A 20,360-nucleotide genomic window follows, 5' to 3' on the forward strand; every position below is an offset into this window, starting at 1 on the left:
TCACACGGTAGAGGGGTTTGCGTGAGGCCATCTGCCAATTGCGCCGGTGTGTCGCACGATCTGGCTGATATTTCGAGCTTTTTTTGTGACCGATGTGATCAGCAGGCCGTCGGGACCGCGAATTTAATGCCCCGAGGCGATCGCCGACCGATCAATTTCGAACACCTATTTCATTTACCGGCGTTGCCGGGCTTGCTCGAGTTCTGCGAGCCGGCTTGCTCCGATCCCACCTGCTCCGAGCGCGTCTGCGACGAGCGCGCCCGGCGCCAGCGTCCGAGCAGTCCTTCGGGCACCTCTTCGGCGGTGAGCGCGAAGACGAGATGGTCGCGCCAGGCCCCGTCGATGTGGAGATAGCGTGGACGAAGCCCTTCCTCGCGGAATCCGAGTTTCTCCACGACCCTGCGGCTGGGCCCGTTCTCGGGGCGAATACAGACTTCGATGCGGTGCAGTCCGACGGTGCGGAAGCAGTGGTCGGTCACCAGCGCCACGGCTGTCGGCATCACTCCGCGGCCCGCGACCGACTGGTCCACCCAGTAGCCGACGTGCCCGGAGCACATCGATCCCCAGGTGATGCCGGCGACCGTCAGTTGCCCGACGAGCCGCCCCTGGTACTCGATCACGAAGGGCAGCATCCGGCCCGCGTTGGCCTCGGCACGCAGATGCCGGACCATCTGGCGGTAGGTGGGCCGGTGCGCGATCGGGCCGCTGGGCGTGGGCGGCGGGATGGTCGCCTCCCACGGCCGCAGCCAGTCCCGGTTGCGCCGGTTCACCTCGCGCCAGGCCCGCTGATCGCGCACCTTTATGGGCCGGAGGACGACATCGCCGTCCACCAGCTCGACGGGCCAGGATGGGCTGTTCAGCTCGCACCCCCATTGCCGCTGGGTCTGGGGTGGTCGCCGCCGCGGATCTGGTCGACGGCGTGGATCAGTAGGGGCTCCAGAACGGCCAGGCCGTCCTTCACCCCGCCGGTGGAGCCCGGCAGGTTGACGATCAGCGTCCGTCCCGCGACTCCGGCGAGCCCCCGGGACAGCGCCGCCGTCGGCACCTTCTCTCTTCCGAACGCCCTGATGGCCTCGGGAATGCCCGGCACCTCGTGGTCGAGCACCCGCCGCGTCGCCTCCGGCGTCCGGTCGGTGGGCGAGATCCCGGTGCCGCCGGTGGTCACGATGACGTCGTATCCGGCGTCGGCGCCCGCGCGCAGGGCGGCCTCCACCGGGTCGCCGTCGCGGACGACCTGGGGCCCGTCGACCGCGAAGCCGAACTTCGCCAGCCCCTCGGCGATCAAGGGCCCGCCCTTGTCCTCGTAGACACCCGCGGCGGCCCGGTTGGAGGCCGTGACCACCAGGGCGCGATAAGACGATGCCGTCATGCCCGGCTCCAGTCGCCCGACTTCCCGCCTGTCTTCTCTTCCACCCGTACGTCCGTGATGACCGCCCCCTTGTCAACCGCCTTGACCATGTCGATCACGGTGAGGGCCGCCACGCTGACCGCGGTGAGGGCTTCCATCTCGACGCCCGTACGGTCAGTGGTCTTCACGGTGGCGAGGATTTCGACGGCGTCGTCCGCGACCGACAGATCAATCTTGACACCCGACACCGACAACGGGTGGCACAGCGGGATCAGGTCCGGCGTGCGCTTGGCTCCCATGATGCCCGCGATGCGCGCGGTGGCGAGGGCATCGCCCTTGGGGACCCCCTCGCCGCGCAGCAGCTCGACCACACGAGGTGAGACCAGGACGCGGCCGCTGGCGCGGGCGGTGCGCGCGGTCACGTCCTTCCCGGATACGTCGACCATGCGGGCGGCGCCCGCTTCGTCGATGTGCGTCAGTCGGTCCTGCGTGCTCATGTGCGTGGCCGCTCCCGGTCAGGGCCCGTCGCGTTGCGGCGCGTGGGCCTGTTGTGCGCGACACGGTACCGCCAACTCGGGGTGTCCAGCGGAGCAGGCTCCTTCCGGCCCGGCCGCTCAGCCGAGCAGGACCACCTCGACCTCCGCGCCGGGCTCGACCGACGTGTCGTCCTCGGGGACGACGATCAGCGCGTCGGCGTGCGCGAGGGCCGCGACCAGGTGGGATCCGGCGCCGCCGACGGGCGTCACCTCGCCGTCCGCGTACGTCCCCCGCAGGAACTGCCGACGGCCCGCGGGCGAGGTCAGCGCCTTGTCCGCGTTCAGCGTCGCCCTGGTCGTGGGCCGGTGGACGTCCTTCAGGCCCATCAGGGCGCGGATCGCGGGGCGCACGAACAGCTCGAAGGAGACGTACGACGACACCGGGTTGCCCGGGAGCGCGAGCAGCGGGGTGTGGTCGGGGCCGATGGTGCCGAAGCCCTGGGGCTTGCCGGGCTGCATGGCGAGCTTGCGGAACTCGATGCCGCTGCCCGCTTCGTCCTCGTCACCCACGGAGGACAGCGCCTCCTTGACGACGTCGTACGCGCCGACACTCACGCCACCCGTCGTGACCAGCATGTCCGCGCGGATGAGCTGGTCCTCGATGGTGGAGCGGAGCGTCTCGGCGTCGTCGGCGACCGCGCCCACGCGGTAGGCGATGGCCCCGGCGTCGCGGGCGGCCGCGCAGAGGGCGAAGCTGTTGGAGTCGTAGATCTGGCCGGTGCCCAACTCCTCGTCGGGCTGGACGAGTTCGCTGCCGGTGGACATGACGACTACGCGCGGGCGCGGGCGCACGCGTACGGTGCCGCGGCCGATCGCGGCGAGCAGGCCGATCTGCGGCGGGCCGAGGATCGTGCCGGCTTCGAGGGCGCGGTCGCCGGCCTTCACATCGCTGCCCTTCGCGCGCACGTGCGCGCGTGCCTGCGCCGGGCGGTGGACCTGTACCTGGCCGGAGGCACCCTCGGGGGCGGTGCTGCGGGCGCGCATCCCGGAGACCGGGCCCTCGCCCAGGCCGCCGTCGGTCCACTCCACGGGCACGACGGCCTCGGCGCCGGGCGGCAGCGGGGCACCGGTCATGATGCGGGCGGCCTGGCCGGGGCCCACGTAGGGCTGCTCGGCCTGGCCGGCCGCCACATCGCCGACGACCGTCAGGACGGCCGGGTACTCCTCGCTCGCGCCCGCGACATCGGCGACCCGGACCGCGTACCCGTCCATCGAGCTGTTGTCGAACGGCGGCAGAGAGACCGGCACCGTGACGTCCTCGACCAGGACGCAGCCCTGGGCGTCGAGGAGTTGCAGCTCGATGGGTTCGAGGGGGCGGACGGTCGCGAGGATGTCCTCCAGGTGATCGTCCACCGACCAGAGGTGATCCTGGCCGGTGGCGCGGGTCGCGGCGCTGCTCAAAGTCCCTACATCTCCTCGGCTACGTAACTGCGAAGCCAGGCCCGGAAGTCCGGGCCCAGGTCTTCACGTTCGCACGCGAGTCTGACAATGGCACGCAGATAGTCGCCACGGTCCCCGGTGTCATAGCGGCGGCCCTTGAAGACGACACCGTGCACGGGGCCGCCGACCTTCTCGTCACTGGCGAGCTGCTGGAGGGCGTCGGTGATCTGGATCTCACCGCCGCGGCCCGGCTCGGTCTTGCGCAGTATGTCGAAAATGTGCGGGTCGAGGACGTAGCGCCCGATGATCGCGTAGTTGCTGGGCGCGTCCGCGGCGTCCGGCTTCTCGACCAGGTCCGTCACCTTGACGAGGTCGCCCTCGCCGGTGGGTTCGACGGCGGCGCACCCGTAGAGGTGGATCTGCTCGGGCGCGACCTCCATGAGCGCGATGACGCTGCCGCCGTACTGCTCCTGAACCTCGATCATGCGCGCGAGCAGGGGGTCGCGCGGGTCGATCAGGTCGTCGCCGAGGAGCACCGCGAAGGGCTCGTGGCCGACGTGCGGAGCCGCGCACAGGATGGCGTGCCCGAGGCCCCTGGGGTCGCCCTGACGCACGTAGTGCATGGTGGCGAGGTCGCTGGATTCCTGGACCTTGGCGAGCCGGTCGGCGTCGCCCTTCTTCTGAAGGGCCGATTCGAGCTCGTAGTTGCGGTCGAAGTGGTCCTCGAGGGGGCGCTTGTTGCGGCCGGTGATCATCAGGACGTCGTCAAGACCCGCCGACACGGCCTCTTCGACCACGTACTGGATCGCCGGCTTGTCGACGACCGGCAGCATCTCCTTGGGAGTGGCTTTGGTAGCCGGCAGGAACCGGGTGCCGAGACCTGCTGCGGGGATGACAGCCTTGCTGATCCTGGGGTGCGACTCAGTCATGCCCGCAACCATATCCGGTGGCTATGTGTGGAACATGTGGCTCCGGTTAATTCGCTCTCATATGAGCGCATTAGGAAGAGTACGGGAGCATCCTGTGAGCGACCTCGGACGTGAACCAGAGCCTGACAAGCGAATGTTGCGGCGAGGATTCCTTGCGGTGAGAAACGGGTTGACGGCCGATGACGTGCGGAAAACGGCCGCGGCTCTCGCCGCACGCGCCCTGGAGCTGCCCGAACTGGCGCACGCGCGCACAGTGGCGGCGTACGTCTCCGTCGGGAGCGAGCCCGGCACCCTCGCGCTCCTGGACGCGCTCCTCGCGCGCGGGGTACGCGTACTGCTGCCGGTCCTGATGGCGGACAACGACCTGGACTGGGGCGCGTACGCCGGGGCAGGCTCCCTCGTACGCGTCCAACACGGCGGAAAGATGGCCCTCTTGGAGCCGGCGGGCGCGCGGCTGGGACCGGAGGCCGTCCAGGACGCCGACGCCGTCCTGCTGCCCGGTCTCGCCGTCGACGCGCGCGGCATGCGCCTGGGGCGCGGCGGGGGCTCGTACGACCGCGTACTGGCCCGTCTGGAGCGCGCGGGAGCCGATCCCGCGCTGGTGGTGCTCCTGTACGACGCCGAGGTCGTCGAGCGGGTGCCCGAGGAGGCGCACGACCGCCCCATCCACGCGGTGGTGACCCCCTCCGGCGTGCGCCGCTTCCGCTGACGCCCGCCCCGCATACGCGCGCCACTCCGTACACGCGAAGTGGCCCTCCACGCACGCGCGTGGAGGGCCACTTTCACGAGGCCTCGGCCTCAGTGCTTCCTGACGTCACAGGACCGTCGGAGCGTCACGGCTTCAGGACCAGTGTGTCGCTCGTCTTCTTGTCGACGGCCTTCTCCGAGAAGGCCCAAGGCAGCAGTTCACCCTTGGCCCACTTGTCCGTCTGGTCGGTGTAGTGGGCGCTGTAGGCGTGCCCGGAGGCGCCGGAGAGGTTGATCCACTTGGACTTGTCGAGGTCCCCGAGGTTGACCACCATCCGCATGGACGGCACCCAGACCACTCCGTAGCCGCCCGCCGCGTTCCAGCCGGTCGCGTTGACCGTCGCCTCGCCGCCGCTGAGCTTCCAGGGACCGCGGTTGAGCATGTACTTCAGGAACGCGGGGCCGTCGGTGCCCAGGGTCTGGTTCTTCAGGAACAGGCGGTGCAGCCGGCCCCAGCTCCAGGTGTCGATGTCCTTGCCGAGCTTGGCGGTCAGCTCCCAGCGGGCGTCCTTCATGGCCCGCTCGAACAGCCCGTCGCGATCGGTGACCGCGAGGTCGGTGCGCGTCTTGGGCGCCGACCACCAGTCGTTCTTCGGGTCGTCGATGATCTTGCGGACGACCTCGAACCAGCGGTCGCCGCCGTCCGGCTGCGCCTGGTCCGCGTCGCGCTGGCCGCACTCGCGGACCTTGTTGCCGTCGTCGTCCACCGGACCGGTGGTGTCGACCGGGTCGACGTACACGCACTGGCCCTTGACCCGCAGCTCCTTGGGCAGCTTGTTGCCGAAGGCGAGCTTGAGGATGTTGCGCCAGGTCGCGTTGAAGTACGCGGCCGCCGCGGAGTCGGCGTCCTGGGTGTAGTCCCAGCCCTCGAGGAGCTTCTGCGCCTCGCGGACGTTCTTGTCGTCGACGTCGATCTTGAGCAGCTTGGGCACGATCAGCTTGGCGATCTCGCTGCTGTTGTCGAGCTGCATCTGGCGCATGTCGTCGGTCGAGATCTTGCCGCCGCCCTTGATCTTCGACTCGATCAGGTCGGTGATCCGCTGGCTGCGCGTGCCGTAGCCCCAGTCCGTGGTGAGCGTGTAGGGGTACTTGTCCTTGTCGACGACGGCCTGGTTGGCGGTCACGATGTAGCCGCGCTTGGGGTTGTACTCGTAGGGCAGCTCGGCCTGCTTGATGAAGCCGGTCCAGTTGTACTTGGAGTCCCAGCCCGGTGACGGGAGCGAGCCGTCGCCCTCGCCGCGGGTGGGGATCCTGCCCGGGAGCTGGTAGCCGATGTTGCCCTCGGTGTCGGCGTAGACCAGGTTCTGGGAGGGCACGTCGAAGGACGCGGACGCCTTGCGGAACTCGGTCCAGTTCGACGCCTTGTCCATCTCGAAGACGGCGTCCATGGAGTTGCCCGGGTCCAGCGCGGTCCAGCGCAGCGAGATGCCGTAGCCGTCGCCCCGGTCGGGCGCCGCGGTGTCGACGGTGGCCTTCTTGCCGACCTTGACGAGCTCGTCGTCGCGGTCGGACAGCAGAGGGCCGTTGTTGGTCTCCCGGACGACGATCTTCTTGGACGCGGCGCCCGCGATCTTGATCGTCTCCTTGCGGGTCGTGAAGGGCACGACCCTGCCGTCGTACTGGTAGCCCTCGCCGGTGAGCTTCTCCAGGTAGAGGTCGGTGACATCGACCCCGGAGTTGGTCATGCCCCAGGCGATGTCCTGGTTGTGGCCGATGACCACGCCGGGCATGCCCGCGAAGGTGTAGCCGGAGACGTCGTACTGGCACTTGGTGGAGACGGTGCGGCAGTGCAGGCCCATCTGGTACCAGACCGACGGCAGCGAGGCCGACAGGTGCGGGTCGTTGGCCAGCAGGGGCTTGCCGGTGATGGTGTGGTCGCCGTCGACGACCCAGGAGTTGGAGCCGATGCCGTTGCCATTCACGCCGACGGCCGTGGGGAGGTCGTCGAGGACGTCGTAGAGCCCCGACAACTGGCTCTGCAGGCTGGAGGGCGCCGTGGCGTTGTCCGTGAGCCCGGTGCCCGCCGTGGACGTCGTGGAGGCGGTGCTGGAGCTGCCCCGGACGTACGACCCGGTGACGCTGTCGTACTCGCCCTCCTGGACGATCGTCTTGTTCCGGCTGTACGGGTACTCCGGGTAGAGGTCGGCGATCTGCTTCGGGCCGAGACGGCTCGTCATCAGCGAGCGGTCGATCTCCTCCTGCATGTTGCCGCGCAGGTCCCAGGCCATCGCCTTGAGCCAGGCCACCGAGTCGACCGGGGTCCACTCCTGTGGCTTGTAGTCGTTGGTGAAACCAAGGGCCGCATACTCCAGGGAGATGTCCTTGCCGTCCTTGCCCTTCAGGTAGGCGTTGACTCCCTTGGCGTACGCCTGGAGGTACTTCTTAGTGGAGGCCGACAGCTTGGTGTCGTACTCCTTCTTCGCGACCCGGTCCCAGCCCAGGGTGCGCAGGAACTCGTCGTTCTTGACCTGGCTCTTGCCGAACATCTCGGACAGTCGGCCCGAGGTCATGTGGCGGCGCACGTCCATCTCGTAGAACCGGTCCTGCGCCTGGACGAAGCCCTGCGCCATGAACAGGTCCTCGTCGGACGAGGCGTAGACCTGCGGGATCCCGTAGCCGTCGCGCTTGACGTCGACGGGCCCCGACAGCCCGTCGAGCGTGATCGAACCCTTGGTCTGCGGGAACGAGGCGCGCACGGTGCTGATGCTCCAGTACGCGCCGAAGGCGACGCCTCCGATGATCGCAAGAACCAGGACAATCAAGAACAGTCGGGCTTTGCGCCCCTTCTTCCTGCCGGACTTGCCGGGCTTTTGGCCGGAAGAGGCGGTGGTGTTGGGGGGCATCGCTGTCCTTGCTGTCCTAACGCGAGCGGCAGGCGGTCCTGGAGTGCTGGAGCAACCATAGGCGCAGGGCCCAACGCGCCTTGACGCGGAGTGGGGTACCCGAGCGCACGAGAGTTCGATCTTGCCCACTGGAGTGTCAAGAAAGCGTCAAGAGTTAGGTAAGGTAACGAAGTACTTGGACTGACGTACCAATGTCCGGTGTTCGGATCGACGTGTTCGGATCCCGTGCCCGGATTGGCGAGAAGGGAACGGCCACTGACTGTCCACCACCTCAACCAGCTCCTGCTCGTGTGCTCGCTCGTCCTGCTCGTCGCGGTGGCAGCGGTCCGGGTCTCTTCGCGCAGCGGGCTCCCCACGCTGCTCGTGTACCTGGGCATCGGCGTCGCTATGGGCCAGGACGGGATCGGCGACGTCCACTTCAACAATGCCGAGCTGACCCAGGTCATCGGGTACGCGGCCCTGGTCGTGATCCTGGCCGAGGGCGGTCTGGGCACGAAGTGGAAGGAGATCAAGCCGGCGCTTCCGGCCGCCTCCTCGCTGGCGCTGGTCGGTATCGCGGTGAGCGTCGGTGTCACGGCCGCGGGGGCCCACTATCTGATCGGTCTCGAGTGGCGGCAGGCGCTCATCATCGGGGCGGTGGTGTCCTCGACGGACGCGGCGGCGGTCTTCTCGGTGCTGCGGAAAATCCCCCTCCCCGCGCGCGTGACGGGCATCCTGGAGGCCGAGTCGGGCTTCAACGACGCTCCAGTGGTCATCCTCGTCGTCGCATTCTCCACGGCGGGCCCTGTCGAGCACTGGTACGCGCTGCTGGGCGAGATAGCCCTGGAGCTGGCCATCGGCGCGGCCATCGGCCTCGCGGTGGGCTGGCTCGGCTCGTACGGGCTGCGGCATGTGGCGTTGCCCGCCTCCGGCCTCTACCCGATCGCCGTGATGGCGATCGCGGTCGTCGCGTACGCCGCCGGAGCGCTGGCGCACGGCAGCGGCTTCCTCGCCGTCTATCTCGCCTCGATGCTGCTCGGCAACGCGAAGCTGCCGCACTGGCCCGCCACGCGCGGTTTCGCCGAAGGACTCGGCTGGATCGCCCAGATCGGCATGTTCGTCCTGCTCGGCCTGCTGGTCACCCCGCACGAGATGGGCGACGACATCTGGCCGGCGCTCGTCATCGGCCTGGTGCTGACCATGGTGGCGCGGCCACTGAGCGTCGTCGTCAGCCTGCTGCCGTTCCGTATTCCGTGGCAGGAGCAGACGCTGTTGTCCTGGGCAGGGCTGCGCGGCGCCGTGCCCATCATCCTGGCGACGATCCCGATGGTGAGCGGTATCGCGGAAAGCCGCCGGATTTTCAACATCGTCTTCGTCCTGGTCGTCGTCTACACCCTCGTCCAGGGGCCCACACTGCCCTGGCTGGCCCGGAAACTGCGTCTGGGCGAGCCCGCGGGGGCCTCCGACCTCGGCATCGAATCGGCACCCCTGGAGCGGCTGCGCGGCCATCTGCTGTCCGTCGCGATCCCCGAGGGGTCGCGCATGCACGGCGTCGAGGTCAACGAGCTGCGACTGCCCGCGGGCGCCGCCGTCACGCTTGTCGTGCGCGACGGGAAGTCCTTCGTACCGCTGCCCACGACCGTGCTGCGGCGCGGCGACGAGCTGCTCGTGGTGGCCACCGATCCGGTCCGGGACTCGGCGGAGAAGCGGCTCCGCGCGGTGGGCCAGGGCGGCAAGCTGGCCGGCTGGCTGGGGACGTCGGGCAACGGAACGGGACAGCAAACGGGACATTAAGGGGCGATGGGCATTCGCAGGCGAACGCTGCTGTGGTGCTCGTTTTCACAGGCACTGGCGCCGCCCTCCCTGTACGATGAAGGCACACCTTGATCGAACCAACTCTGCCTGACGCAGAGCTGGCGCCGACCGTATGGCGGCCGTGACGCTCTCCCCGCAGTGGGCGCCGGTATCTACCGCAGTTCCGCGCAAGAGGACAGCTCTCGGCGCCCCCGCACGGGCGCGCTACCAGGCGGCAGAAAGGCACGGGCCGTGGCATCCACGGTCACCTCCCGCCCTGGATACGGACAGCTGCTGCGCACCCGCGGCGCCTGGACGTTCCTGCTTCCCGGCTTCGCCGCACGCCAGCCGTTCGCGATGCTCACCATCTCCATCGTGCTGCTCGTGCAGCACACCACCGGCTCGTACGGGACTGCCGGCGCCGTCGCCGCCGTCACCGGTGTCTCCATGGCACTGTTCGCGCCCTTCACGGGGCGCCTCGCCGACCGCCTCGGGCAGCGGGCCGTCCTGCTGCCCGGCGTCCTGGTGCACGCCCTGTCGGGCCTCTCCTTGACGGCGCTCGCACTGGCGGACGCCCCCTTGTGGGCCCTTTTCGTCGCCGCCGTGCCGACCGGCGCCTCGGTGCCGCAGATCGGCCCCATGGTGCGCGCCCGCTGGGGCGTGAAGCTGCAGGGCTCGCCCCTGATGACCACCGCCGCGGCCTTCGAGTCCGTCACGGACGAGCTGACCTTCGTGTTCGGCCCCCTGCTCGCCACGGCGCTGTGCACGGCCGTGAACCCGGCCGCGGGCCTGCTCACCGAGGCGGCGCTGACCCTGATCGGCGGCCTCCTCTTCGCCGCGCAGAAGAGCACGCAGCCCTCCGTCGCTTTCGACGGCCACGCACGCGTGGAGCGCGGTTCCGCTCTGCGGGTCCCCGGAGTGCGCGTTCTGATCGTCACCTTCCTGGGCATCGGCTCCGTCTTCGGCGGCATGCAGGTCTCCCTCGCCGCGTTCAGCGAGTCGATCGGCGAGCCTGGACTGAACGGCGTCCTGTACGGCGTCTTCGCCGCGGGCAACATGCTCTCCGGCATCGTCTGCGGCGCCATCGCCTGGAAGGTGGCCCCGCAGCGACGACTCGTCCTCGGGTACGCCGCCCTGGCGCTCACCGCCTCCGGGCTGTGGGCCGCCCACTCCGTGGTCGTGCTCGCCGGGATCGGTCTCCTGGTCGGCATGTGCATCGCTCCGGCCCTGATCACCGGCTACACCCTGGTCGAGGGCCTGGTGCCCCAGGCCGCCCGTACCGAGGCCTTCACCTGGCTGACCGGCGCGGTCGCGCTCGGCCAGGCGGCGGCCGTCACGGTCGCCGGACAGATGGAGGACCGCCTGTGGGACGGTGCCGGTTTCCTGGTGCCGATGGCCGGTACGGCACTGGCTCTGGTGACCCTGGTGGCCCTGCGGTCACGGCTGGCGACGCGGGCCCCGAGTCGCACCGTCGCACGTGGCGTCGGTCACCGAGTGCCGGTGACAGTGGACTGATCTCTCGGAATACGTCACTATGGACCGTCGTTAGCACTCATTGAGTGAGAGTGCCAGGAGGAAGACAAGTGCCGACCTACCAGTACCAGTGCACCGAGTGCGGCGAGGGCCTCGAGGCGGTGCAGAAGTTCACCGACGATGCCCTGACCGAATGCCCCAACTGCGGTGGCCGCCTGAAGAAGGTGTTCTCGGCCGTCGGCATTGTCTTCAAGGGCTCCGGCTTCTACCGCAACGACAGCCGCGGCTCCTCGTCGAGCAGCTCGCCGGCTTCGTCGAAGCCGTCGACCTCTTCTTCGACCTCGTCGTCGACGACCTCGTCGTCGTCCTCGGACTCGAAGTCGTCGGGCACGGGCTCGTCCAGCAGCTCCGCCGCGTAAGGCTTCATAGGACTCGTTCTTGCCGAAGACCCTGCCGTCGCACGACGGCAGGGTCTTCGGCGTTCCCCGGCCCGGCTAGGGTGCGGTCCATGGCGAACACGGAGATTCCACAGAGCCCGGACGGGGAGCAGACGACGGACAGGGCCGAGATCGGCGTCATCGGCGGCTCGGGCTTCTACTCCTTCCTCGACGACGTCACCGAAATACAGGTGGACACCCCCTACGGGTCGCCGAGCGACTCCCTGTTCCTCGGCGAGATCGCCGGGCGGCGGGTCGCCTTCCTCCCCCGCCACGGCCGTGGCCACCATCTGCCGCCGCACCGCATCAACTACCGGGCCAACCTGTGGGCGCTGCGTTCCGTCGGCGCACGCCAGATCCTCGGGCCCTGCGCGGTGGGCGGACTGCGCGCGCAGTACGGCCCGGGAACGCTGCTCGTGCCGGACCAGGTGGTGGACCGTACGAAGGCGCGGACGCAGACGTACTTCGACGGGATGCCGCTGCCGGACGGCACGGTGCCGAACGTGGTGCATGTGTCGCTGGCCGACCCGTACTGCCCCGTCGGGCGCAAGGCTGCCCTCGAAGCGGCGCGTGGTCGGGACTGGGAGCCGGTGGACGGCGGCACGCTCGTAGTGATCGAGGGCCCGCGGTTCTCCACCCGTGCCGAATCGCTCTGGCATCAGGCGCAGGGTTGGTCCGTGGTGGGCATGACCGGCCATCCCGAGGCCGTGCTCGCCCGCGAACTGGAGCTCTGCTACACGTCGTTGACCCTCGTCACCGACCTCGACGCGGGTGCCGAGACCGGCGAGGGCGTCTCGCACGACGAGGTGTTCAAGGTGTTCGCTGCGAATGTGGACCGGCTGCGGGGCGTGCTCTTCGACGCGGTCGCGGGGCTGCCGGCGAACGAGACGCGGGACTGTCTGTGCACGACGGCGCTGGGCGGGATGGATCCGGGGTTCACGCTGCCGTGACGGCGGCCAGGGCATAGGGAACTTCCCGTTCGGGTGAGGGAGTTTTCCACAACTCGCGAGTAGTCCACCGGCTCCAGCGGACTTCGCCGCGACGCCTCATCGTGGGATCGCAAACCGATCTCTCGTGGCAGGTGGTGGTCACCATGGCTCAGCTCTCCCCTCTCGTACGCCCACCCGGCGCGGACGCGCCGCCGACATGCGAGGTGCCGCACTTCGCTCCCGTACGCGTGCGCGGCGGGCGGTATCAACTGCGGCGCCTCGCGCGGCACAGGAGGCGGGCCGTGGCCGCGGGGCTCGCGGTCACGGCGGCGGCCCTCGTGGCGGCGGGCCCACGTGACGCTGAGCGGACGCGGGGACATCCGCCGGCAGCCTCCACCACTGCGTCCTCTCCTGTGCGCGAGCGGCGCGCCGTCGAGACGGTGGCGGCGCCGGTGCGGATCTCCGACGGCGCCACGGTGCGGCTGTTGCGTCCGGGTGACCGGGTCGATGTCGTCGCTGCGGACAGCGGCGGCGAGGCACGGGTGGTCGCGGCCGGGGCACGGGTCACCGACGTGCCGGACGTCAGCGCCACCGAGACCGGGGCGCTGGTCGTCCTCGCCGTCCCGCGGGCCACGGCGGCACGGCTGGCCGGCGCGAGCGCCACCTCACGGCTGGCGGTGACGCTGTGCTGAATGACGAATCGGTGTCAAGTCCCTCGATCGAGCTACCGAATTGGACAGGCCCGGCATGCCCTGCCGTAGGTTGCGGAGCTGTTTGTTCCACAACTTGTGCAGAGGGGCCTCTTGGCGAGCGAGAAGAAGCAACCCGGCGTCTGGGAAGGCTTCAAGGCCTTTCTGATGCGTGGCAACGTCGTCGATCTGGCCGTCGCGGTGGTCATCGGCGCGGCCTTCACCAACATCGTCAACTCGGTGGTGAAGGGCGTCATCAGCCCGCTGGTGGGCGCGTTCGGGACCAAGGACCTCGACAAGTACAGCTCGTGTCTGAAGTCGCCGTGCAAGTTCGACGAGGCGACGGGCACGGCCACGAGCGGCATCCCCATCCTGTGGGGCACGGTCCTCAGCGCGACACTCACGTTCGTGATCACGGCAGCCGTCGTCTACTTCCTGATGGTCCTGCCGATGTCCAAGTACCTGGCGGCGCAGGCAGCCCGGCAGAAGGCGAAGGAAGGCACGCAGGAGGTCATCGAGGTGTCCGAGCTGGAGGTGCTGAAGGAGATCCGCGACGCCCTCGTGGCGCAGCGCGGTTCGGGGCACAGCCAGGAGTGACGGCGAGCCTCTGGGCCGGGGCCCAGAGGCTCGGGGATCTGGCTCAGAGGTGGTGGGGCGGCTTCTCGTCGAGGAAGCGCTTCAGGTCGGCCGCGCTGTCGCTGCTGGTGTCGGCCCGCTCGCCCCACCCGCGGTCCGTGTCGTCCGAGGACTGCTGGCTCAGCGGGTCGTCGAAGACCAGCGCCGACTTCGGATCGCGCGGTTCGGGGGCGGGGGCGGTACTCATGCCTCCAGGGTACGCCGAGGGGGTGGCGGCCCGACCCGGCTCAGCTGGGGGCCTCGGCGCCGGGGCGGGCGTAGAACCACCAGCAGACGACGAGGCACGTCGCGTAGAAGCCGATGAACAGCCACAGCGCGCTGGTGACGGAGATGTTGGCGAACATCGCGGGGATGAAGAAGAAGCCGTAGGCGGCGATCGCCGCGGAGAAGCCACTCACCGCTCCCGCTTCCATCTCGGCCTGCTTGAGCGCGGCCTGTTGCGCCTGCAGGCTCTGGCCCTCGGCCTGCTTCAGATGCTGGTCCCGGAAGATCACCGGGATCTGGCGGAAGGTCGAGCCGTTGCCGACGCCGGAGAAGGCGAACGCGCACAGGAAGCCGACGTAGAAGGCCCAGAAGCTGCCCTGGTCGCTGCCGGACGGCAGTGCGCTGATCACCACGACCAGCGACGCGGCCATGCCGACGAACGACACCAGGGTCACCCGGGCCCCGCCGATCTTGTCGGAGAGCCAGCCGCCCGCCCAGCGCATGAGGGCGCCGATGAAGGGGCCGATCCAGGCGTAGGTGGTGGCCTGGTAGCCCTGGTCGGCGAAGTTGTTCTTGATCAGCATCGGCAGGGCGGCGGCGAAGCCGATGAACGAGCCGAAGGTGCCGACGTAGAGCCAGGTCATGAGCCAGTTGTGCTTGCTGGAGGTAGATGTCGAGGAAGGCGTCGATGCGGCCGATCGACATGGCGGCGCCGTTCTGTTCCTTGACGGCGGCGAGGTAGGCGAAGTACAGCCACTGGACGGCCTCGCGGCCGGTGGTGGCGGGCCCGGAGATGTCGTATCCGTAGGAGCGGGCCATGGACTCGAGTTCGGCGAGGGCCCGGATCTGCTCGGAGACTTCCTCGCGTTCCTGAATGACACGCTCAGTCGGCCACTCGGCGGCGAGGAGGTCCTTGTCGGCCTGCTTGGCGGCGATGAGGCGGTCGACACCGTAGAGGGCGACGCGGCGGTAGTCGCCGATGATGCGACCGCGGCCGTAGGCATCGGGCAGCCCGGTGATGATGCCGGAGGAGCGGCAGGCGCGGATCTCAGCGGTGTACGCGTCGAAGACACCGTCGTTGTGGGTCTTGCGCAGGTGGGTGTAGATGTCACGGACCTCGGGGTCGGCCTCGTAGCCGTAGGCGTTCAGGGCGCCCTCGACCATCCGCCAGCCACCGTTGGGCATGATGGCGCGCTTGAGCGGGGCGTCGGTCTGGAGACCGACGATGAGGTCGAGGCCGGGGTCGATGTATCCGGGCGCAAAGGCGTCGATGCGGGACGGGGTCTTCACGTCGACGTCGTGGATGCCGCGCTCGATCTCGGTGGGGAACATCGCGAGGAGCTTGTTCCAGACCTCGGTGGTGCGTTCGGTGGGGCCGGCGAGGAAGGAACCGTCGCCCTCGTACGGGGTGTAGTTCCGCTGGACGAAGTCACGGACGTCGATGGCGTCCCGCCACAGCCCGCCCTCGAAACCGTCCCAGGCCCGCGCCTCCGCGGGAGCGCCGGCCGTCTTTTCCGCAGGAGTGGCAGTCATCGCGCGCACCTTCCGCCTCGCTCTTTCGCTTCTCCTCCATTGCACGCCCGGAGTGAGGGGCTGACCGGCCGCATTGGTCCCCGATCGGAGACCGAAGGTCCTCCTGCCCGACGGGCTCGGCTCCCCTTGGTCCGTCTGACCTGGTCATCCCTTCGGGACCTTCGACCCAGGGGCGCTTGTGAACGCATTCACAAGAATTTCCGGGACTTTTCTGCTGTGCTTGGCCGTATGACGTCCAGTTCCACTTCCGAACCGGCTGCGACGCCACGGCCCGCCGGCCGCGGTGTGCTGCGCAGAATGACCGCTCGCGGTCGCGACGAGACGCACCGGGTCGCGTCGCCGCTGGAGCTCTTCTTCGACCTGTGTTTCGTCGTGGCCATCGCCCAGGCGGGCATCCAGCTGGTGCACGCCGTGACCGAGGGGCACGCGGGTGAGGGCATCCTCAACTACGCGATGGTCTTCTTCGCGATCTGGTGGGCCTGGATGAACTTCACCTGGTTCGCCTCGGCGTACGACAACGACGACGCGCTCTACCGGGTCGTCACGCTCGTGCAGATCGGCGGTGTGCTGGTGCTCGCGGCCGGGGTGTCGCGGGCGTTCGAGGACCACGATTTCGTGGTCGTCTGGCTCGGCTACGCGATCATGCGGTTCGCAATGATCGCGCAGTGGCTGCGGGTGGCGCGCTCCACCGAGGGGGCCGAGAGAACCATGGCGCTGCGGTACGCGGGCGGCGTACTGCTGTGCCAGATCGGCTGGCTGGGGCTGGTGCTCCTGCCGGAGTCCGGCCGCCCGTGGGTGTTCCTGGTGGTGGCGGTCGCCGAGCTGTGCGTCCCGGTGTTCGCGGAGAAGGACTTCACCACCTCCTGGCATCCGCACCACATCTCCGAGCGGTACGGCCTGTTCACGATCATCGTGCTGGGCGAGACGATCGCCGCGGCCACGGTCGCCGTGAAGTCGGCCGTGGATGAGCACGACGCGCTGGGCGAGCTGCTGCCGATCGCCGCGGGCGGGCTGCTGATCGTCTTCTCCGCCTGGTGGATCTACTTCGTTGTGCCGATCCACGGGCATCTGCGGTCCAACGCGCAGGCGTTCCTGTGGGGGTACGGCCACTACCTGATCTTCGCCTCGGCGGCCGCGATCGGTGCGGGCCTGGAGGTCGCGGTCGAGCAGGCGGTCGGCAAGGCGCACATCTCGACGCTCGCGGCGTCCGCCGCGGTGACGCTGCCGACCGCGCTGTACTTCCTCACCGTGTGGGTACTGCACTCCCGCCACTTCAAGGTGGGCATCGCGCAGCAGCTCGTCCTGCCGACCACCGCGTTGCTGGTCATCCTGTGCACGTTCCTGGGCAACTGGGCGGTGCTCGCGGCGGGCATCGTCTCGGCGCTGGCGGTGGCGGTCGGGGTGACGTTGACGGCGCGGATGGTCGTGAGGGAGGGAGCGGGGCCTGCATAGGAAGGTGCGGGAGCTCGCAGGAAGGAGCCGTGCACCCCCACGCGCCCTGTGCGCTGCGTGCGCCTCCCGAGCTCTGCGGCTACTGAGGCGTGCGGCTGCTGAAGCGCACGACCAAGGAACACTGGGGGGCATGACAGTTGACGCTCTGACAGATGTCGCGGGCCTGCGAGTGGGGCACGCGACGCGTTCCGGCGACGGTTGGCTCACTGGCACCACCGTGGTGCTCGCCCCTCCGGGCGGTGCGATCGCGGCCGTCGACGTACGTGGCGGCGGCCCCGGAACCAAGGAGACCGACGCGCTGGATCCGCGCAACCTCGTGCAGAAGGTCGAGGCGGTCGTGCTGACCGGCGGCAGCGCGTACGGGCTGGACTCGGCGTCGGGCGTGATGGCGTGGCTGGAGGAGCGGGGGCGCGGGGTACGGGTGGGTCCCGACCCGGCGCACGTCGTGCCGGTCGTGCCTGCTGCCTGCGTCTTCGATCTGGGGCGCGGCGGAGACTTCCGGGCCAGGCCGGACGCGTCCACGGGACGGGCCGCGGTCGAGGCGGCCGATGCGAGTGAGCCGGGCGCGCCGGTGCGCGAGGGGTGCGTGGGCGCCGGTACGGGGGCGGCGGTCGGCCGGTTCAAGGGCGGAGTCGGGACGGCGAGCGCCGTGCTGGAGTCCGGCATCACGGTGGCGGCGCTGGTGGTGGCCAACGCGGCGGGTTCGGCGGTGGAACCGGAAACGGGGGCGCTGTACGGCGAGTTGCTGCGGGGACGTACGACGCTCCCGGCGGCCGAGGTGCACGAGGCGGCGCAGCGGCGGCTCGCAGAGGCGGCCGCGAAGAATGCTCCTCCCCCGCTGAACACCACGCTCGCCGTTGTCGCCACTGACGCCGATCTGACGCGCGCGCAGGCGCAGAAGCTGGCGGGGACGGCGCACGACGGCATCGCGCGCGCGGTGCGGCCGGTGCATCTGCTGAACGACGGGGACACGGTGTTCGCTCTGGCCACGGGCGCCCGGGCGCTCGCCACCGAGAGCCCCCTGGCGCTCAACGAGATCCTCGCGGCGGGCGCGGACCTGGTGACGCGCGCGATCGTGCGGGCCGTGCGCGCGGCCGAGTCGGTGGACGGGCCGGGCGGGGTGTGGCCGTCGTACGAGGAGCTCTACGGGGGCCACTAGTTGGGCGATTGTCCCGGTTCTGTCACGTGATGCCGTTCGGTGCGGGTCACGGGAACCCTTCTCACCGCGGCTCGCTCTTTCTCCACGCACTGGAGCGGATCACGCACATCATGAGAACTGGGAGCAGCCCGTGACAACGCCGGACACAACAGCGCGGCGCGCACTGGGGGCCTGTGCCGCCCTGATGGTCGGCGCCCTCACCCTCACCGCCTGCGGCGGCAACGCCAATGCCGACAGCAAGAGCGGCAAGGACGGCAAGAACGCGGCGAAGACGTCCACGGCGAAGATCGTCATCTCGGCCAAGGACGGTTCGACGGGCGCGTCGATCAATGCGACCGGAGTGAAGGTCAGCGACGGCAAGCTGACCGACGTGAAGATGACGGTGGCCGGGACCGGGACTGCCGTATCCGGGGCGATATCCGCGAACGGCGGCTCCTGGAAGCCGAAGGAGCAGCTGGAGCGGGGAACGAAGTACCAGATTTCGGTCACGGCGAAGGATGCGAGCGGGCGGACGTCGGCAGCCAACTCCATCTTCACCACGGTCTCTTCGAGCAACAGCTTCATCGGTACGTACACGCCCGACAACGGCACCACCGTCGGTGTCGGCATGCCGGTCTCCTTCACCTTCGACAAGACGATCAGCAACAAGAAGGCCGTCCAGTCGCACATCACGGTCTCCTCCAGCAGCGGGCAGCAGGTGGTGGGGCACTGGTTCGGGGCGCAGCGGCTCGACTTCCGGCCCGAGGAGTACTGGAAGGCCGGCTCCAAGGTCACGATGAAGATCGACCTTGACGGGGTAGAGGGCACGAACGGCGTCTTCGGAGTGCAGAAGAAGACGGTCACCTTCACCATCGGGCGCTCCCAGGTCTCCACTGTCGACGTCAACACGCAGACCATGACGGTCGTGCGGGACGGCAAGACCCTCAAGACGGTCCCGATCTCGGCCGGCAGTCCGCAGCACACCACGTACAACGGGCAGATGGTGATCTCGGAGAAGTTCGTCCAGACGCGGATGAACGGCTCGACGGTCGGTTACGGCGGCGAGTACGACATCCCGGATGTCCCGCACGCGATGCGCCTGACGTCGTCGGGGACGTTCATCCACGGCAACTACTGGTACAACCGAGGGAATCCGCCCTTCGGCCGGGAAGGCGCCAGCCACGGCTGCGTGGGACTCGCCGACGTGCAGGGCGCCCAGGGGGACACGACCGCCAAGTGGTTCTACGACAACTCCCTCATCGGGGACGTCGTGACGGTCAAGAACTCGCCCGACAAGACGGTCTCGCCGGACAACGGGCTCAACGGCTGGAACATGTCGTGGAGCGCGTGGACCGCGGGAAGTGCCGTCTGACGAGGACCTTTTGACTCCTGTGCGGGCCGCGTGGGAACTTGCCGCGCGGCCCGCCCGTTTTCCGTCCGTACGTTTTCTCGGTTCGCGGACATGATGTCCGACCGAGGGGCTACGGTATGCACCCACAAGGTGACATGCAGCAACGCCGGGAGAAACCTTGAGCGTTCCGTACGAGACAGCAGCGTACGAACCACCCGAGTCGCCCGAGTCTCCGGAGGAGCATCTCGCGCGACTCCTCGGTCGCGCCCTGAACTCCTTCGAGCTGCCCGACGAGACGATACGGCGACTCGACTGCGCGCTGGCGCACGACAGTTCGCTGCACTCCGCGCACCACAGCGCGGGGCTGCACCGCGAGACGTATCGGCACACGTGGCTGCTCGCCGACGGCTCGGCGGTCACGCTGTGGGAGCTCGTGCACAACACGGCGCCCGGCAGGGACCCGCAGCACGAGGTGTACGTCGACGAGGAGGAGCTGCGCGCCGCCACGGCCCGGCTCCCGCTGCCGCCGGACGCCCCGGACTTCGAACTGCCGGTGCTCGTCCAGCTGTCGCCGATCCCCGAGCCGCGCCACGCCTACGTGCCCGACGACTCGGCGGACCACGCGCGCCGGCTCCTGCGACGGGCGGAGAACCCGGACCGGCCGGGGGCCGACATCACGTCGCTCCTGCTGTGCGAGGCGTTCGCCCACCAGATCACCCAGGCCTTCGGCCGCCCTTGCCGCGCCGGTCAGGCGGGGCTGTGCTTCTCGCTCTACGAGCACGCGTTCCTGCTGCGCGACGGGCGGGAGATCTCCCTGTGGGAGGTCGAGCACACGGCGACGCCGGACCGACGCCACATGTGCGAGGTCTACGCGACGGAGGACGCCGCGCGGGACGCGATGGAACGGCGCGCGGCGCGCCTCGGCTGACATCGGGGCGCCTCGTTCGACACCGGCGCGCCTC

19 protein-coding genes and 1 pseudogene are annotated in these 20,360 nt (G+C 69.3%); 11 read left to right on the forward strand and 9 right to left on the reverse strand.

From position 1 onward, the window contains the following. Window positions 1–170: 170 nt before the first annotated feature. The 5 genes from OG975_RS20160 to galU all read right to left on the reverse strand — a co-directional run bounded on the left by OG975_RS20160 (window position 171) and on the right by galU (window position 4,193). Window positions 171–833: a GNAT family N-acetyltransferase gene (locus OG975_RS20160; RefSeq protein ID WP_406336367.1), complete on the reverse strand. Its 663-nt coding sequence runs from the start codon at window positions 831–833 to the stop codon at window positions 171–173. A 23-nt stretch (window positions 834–856) separates the two neighbouring features. Beyond that, window positions 857–1,369, reverse strand: a complete 513-nt coding sequence (locus OG975_RS20165; RefSeq protein WP_406330682.1) for a molybdenum cofactor biosynthesis protein B — start codon at window positions 1,367–1,369, stop codon at window positions 857–859. Beyond that, window positions 1,366–1,845: a cyclic pyranopterin monophosphate synthase MoaC gene (moaC, locus tag OG975_RS20170; protein ID WP_327429384.1), complete on the reverse strand. Its 480-nt coding sequence runs from the start codon at window positions 1,843–1,845 to the stop codon at window positions 1,366–1,368. The genes OG975_RS20165 and moaC overlap by 4 nt, the downstream gene beginning before the upstream one ends. Window positions 1,846–1,962: 117 nt before the next feature. Next, window positions 1,963–3,285, reverse strand: a complete 1,323-nt coding sequence (gene glp, locus OG975_RS20175; RefSeq protein ID WP_406330683.1) for a gephyrin-like molybdotransferase Glp — start codon at window positions 3,283–3,285, stop codon at window positions 1,963–1,965. 5 nt (window positions 3,286–3,290) lie between these two features. Continuing rightward, complete coding sequence (gene galU / locus OG975_RS20180; protein ID WP_330305171.1) at window positions 3,291–4,193, reverse strand: UTP--glucose-1-phosphate uridylyltransferase GalU; 903 nt, start codon at window positions 4,191–4,193, stop codon at window positions 3,291–3,293. Between the two features lie 133 nt (window positions 4,194–4,326). Between galU and OG975_RS20185 the strand changes: the two genes are divergently transcribed. Beyond that, entirely contained in the window at window positions 4,327–4,902 is a 576-nt protein-coding gene (locus OG975_RS20185) for a 5-formyltetrahydrofolate cyclo-ligase (protein WP_406330684.1), read from the forward strand. A 124-nt stretch (window positions 4,903–5,026) separates the two neighbouring features. Here OG975_RS20185 and OG975_RS20190 read toward each other — a convergent pair whose 3' ends face one another. Then, on the reverse strand, window positions 5,027–7,783 hold the full coding sequence (locus OG975_RS20190; protein WP_406330685.1) for a penicillin acylase family protein: 2,757 nt from the start codon (window positions 7,781–7,783) through the stop codon (window positions 5,027–5,029). Between the two features lie 225 nt (window positions 7,784–8,008). Here OG975_RS20190 and OG975_RS20195 point away from each other — a divergent pair, with 225 nt between their 5' ends. From OG975_RS20195 to mscL, 6 genes are all read left to right on the forward strand, one after another. Beyond that, complete coding sequence (locus OG975_RS20195) at window positions 8,009–9,556, forward strand: potassium/proton antiporter (protein WP_406336369.1); 1,548 nt, start codon at window positions 8,009–8,011, stop codon at window positions 9,554–9,556. Window positions 9,557–9,808: 252 nt separating this feature from the next. Next, the gene (locus OG975_RS20200) at window positions 9,809–11,071 is read left to right on the forward strand and encodes an MFS transporter (RefSeq protein WP_406330686.1); all 1,263 of its coding nucleotides are present in this window, start codon (window positions 9,809–9,811) and stop codon (window positions 11,069–11,071) included. Window positions 11,072–11,139: 68 nt separating this feature from the next. Beyond that, on the forward strand, window positions 11,140–11,448 hold the full coding sequence (locus OG975_RS20205; protein ID WP_381260491.1) for an FmdB family zinc ribbon protein: 309 nt from the start codon (window positions 11,140–11,142) through the stop codon (window positions 11,446–11,448). Between the two features lie 89 nt (window positions 11,449–11,537). Beyond that, window positions 11,538–12,416, forward strand: a complete 879-nt coding sequence (locus OG975_RS20210; RefSeq protein ID WP_406330688.1) for an S-methyl-5'-thioadenosine phosphorylase — start codon at window positions 11,538–11,540, stop codon at window positions 12,414–12,416. Window positions 12,417–12,559: 143 nt separating this feature from the next. Then, window positions 12,560–13,087 carry a hypothetical protein gene (locus tag OG975_RS20215; RefSeq protein WP_406330689.1) on the forward strand — a complete coding sequence of 176 codons (528 nt, stop codon included), beginning with the start codon at window positions 12,560–12,562 and terminating at the stop codon, window positions 13,085–13,087. A 111-nt stretch (window positions 13,088–13,198) separates the two neighbouring features. Next, window positions 13,199–13,681, forward strand: coding sequence for a large conductance mechanosensitive channel protein MscL (gene mscL, locus OG975_RS20220; RefSeq protein WP_406330691.1), 483 nt, complete (start codon window positions 13,199–13,201; stop codon window positions 13,679–13,681). A gap of 43 nt (window positions 13,682–13,724) precedes the next feature. On the opposite strand, the gene OG975_RS20225 is transcribed toward mscL, so the two are convergent. From OG975_RS20225 to OG975_RS20235, 3 genes and pseudogenes are all read right to left on the reverse strand, one after another. Beyond that, complete coding sequence (locus tag OG975_RS20225) at window positions 13,725–13,907, reverse strand: hypothetical protein (protein ID WP_406330692.1); 183 nt, start codon at window positions 13,905–13,907, stop codon at window positions 13,725–13,727. A 40-nt stretch (window positions 13,908–13,947) separates the two neighbouring features. Next, window positions 13,948–14,568: a hypothetical protein gene (locus tag OG975_RS20230; RefSeq protein ID WP_406336791.1), complete on the reverse strand. Its 621-nt coding sequence runs from the start codon at window positions 14,566–14,568 to the stop codon at window positions 13,948–13,950. After that, window positions 14,504–15,457, reverse strand: a pseudogene (locus tag OG975_RS20235) (pyruvate formate lyase family protein); the annotation flags it as partial. The gene OG975_RS20230 and the pseudogene OG975_RS20235, both read right to left, overlap by 65 nt. A gap of 228 nt (window positions 15,458–15,685) precedes the next feature. On the opposite strand from OG975_RS20235, the gene OG975_RS20240 reads away from it, so the two are divergent. The 4 genes from OG975_RS20240 to OG975_RS20255 all read left to right on the forward strand — a co-directional run bounded on the left by OG975_RS20240 (window position 15,686) and on the right by OG975_RS20255 (window position 20,326). Beyond that, window positions 15,686–16,909, forward strand: a complete 1,224-nt coding sequence (locus OG975_RS20240) for a low temperature requirement protein A (RefSeq protein ID WP_406330693.1) — start codon at window positions 15,686–15,688, stop codon at window positions 16,907–16,909. A gap of 130 nt (window positions 16,910–17,039) precedes the next feature. After that, entirely contained in the window at window positions 17,040–18,068 is a 1,029-nt protein-coding gene (locus tag OG975_RS20245; RefSeq protein ID WP_406330694.1) for a P1 family peptidase, read from the forward strand. 130 nt (window positions 18,069–18,198) lie between these two features. Next, entirely contained in the window at window positions 18,199–19,419 is a 1,221-nt protein-coding gene (locus OG975_RS20250; protein ID WP_406330695.1) for an Ig-like domain-containing protein, read from the forward strand. Window positions 19,420–19,576: 157 nt separating this feature from the next. After that, window positions 19,577–20,326: a DUF6227 family protein gene (locus OG975_RS20255; protein WP_327429402.1), complete on the forward strand. Its 750-nt coding sequence runs from the start codon at window positions 19,577–19,579 to the stop codon at window positions 20,324–20,326. The last annotated feature ends 34 nt before the right edge of the window (window positions 20,327–20,360 follow it).

The sequence above is a fragment of the Streptomyces sp. NBC_00203 genome (assembly GCF_045206325.1).
Classification (GTDB): Bacteria; Actinomycetota; Actinomycetes; order Streptomycetales; family Streptomycetaceae; genus Streptomyces; species Streptomyces lutosisoli.